Here is a 1,067-nt window from a genome sequence, read left to right as displayed (position 1 = left end):
GTGTTAGGTATACCACCTCGATTGGGAGTTGTTCCATATGGAGCTTGTACAACAAATTTAACATTGCTAGGGGTATCCGTAGGGAAATAAACACAAATGTGTTTTTCTGGAGCGGGAAAAAAGACAGGAAAACCGCTTTTGTCCCATTCACAGGCAAAGGCAATATTTACATCTTTGTTGTAACTAGTAGGTCGGAGATACATCAAGTAACTTACATCATCGGTAACATTCTCACCTATTCCTGTTATTTTGAAACATTTTTCGCCAATTTTCTTTTTTTCTAACAAATAAGAACCGTTACAATCAAGTTCGTCACTGATTTCACTAACAGAATACGATATTTCCTCAATATTCTTCATAAATAGTAAAACCGAAGTTCCCAATTTCTTTAGCCTTTTACTAATGCCCTCGTGAAGAATTTCCATTGTTTTATAACCTGAAAAATCTTCACTAACACAGAAGAAAATGTCAATTTAAGTAAAGAACTTGCTATTTTATTACATGATGCAATACTTGATATAAGAGATAGAAAATGGCTTACATTGGACTTTCTTAATTTATTTCCTCTTGATAATAGAAACGATTATGAACTACTAAAAGCTTTACATAACGAAATGATAACTTTGATTAATAATGAGAACATTTTACCAACTACTAATGGAAATTATACCAGTAAAAAAAATGCTTATATTGTTCGCGGTGAATGGATTGCAAAATTATTTGCTCATGAAAAACTATGTGCTTTAGTTAAAAATCAAAATGCTGAATGGATGCCTTCCAATCTTACTGAGAATCGTCCAGAATTAGGAGATTTATATGACATTTTGACAAGACAGATTTCATTGGAGATACTTGATGCAAGTAAACTTCCTGCGTTATTACGAGAAAACATAGAATTTTGGGAACTTGTTAATGAGAAATGGCTTGTAGAATTCTATAATGATCTTCTGGAAAATCAATTAGGTATGCTAGGGAAAGGAAAATTATTTTCTACTGTACCGTTTATTAAAACAGTACATGGTAAATTTGTTGCACCATATATTTATAATTCAAGTACTAGAATATAT

Annotated in this window: 2 protein-coding genes; one reads left to right on the top strand and one right to left on the bottom strand. The window is 31.7% G+C overall.

The features are described 5' to 3' along the window. Positions 1-425 (bottom strand): hypothetical protein (locus tag ACYVTD_RS13675; protein ID WP_461248283.1); only part of this gene is annotated, 425 nt, incomplete at its 3' end. 117 nt (positions 426-542) lie between these two features. Between ACYVTD_RS13675 and ACYVTD_RS13670 the strand changes: the two genes are divergently transcribed. Continuing rightward, positions 543-1,067, top strand: a 525-nt coding sequence (locus tag ACYVTD_RS13670; protein WP_461248282.1) for a hypothetical protein, incomplete at its 3' end; no start/stop codon positions are given.

The sequence above is a fragment of the Treponema sp. R6D11 genome (assembly GCF_054786075.1).
The sequence above is the reverse complement of the archived record's forward strand: the minus strand, read 5'-3'. Positions and strand labels throughout refer to the sequence as shown.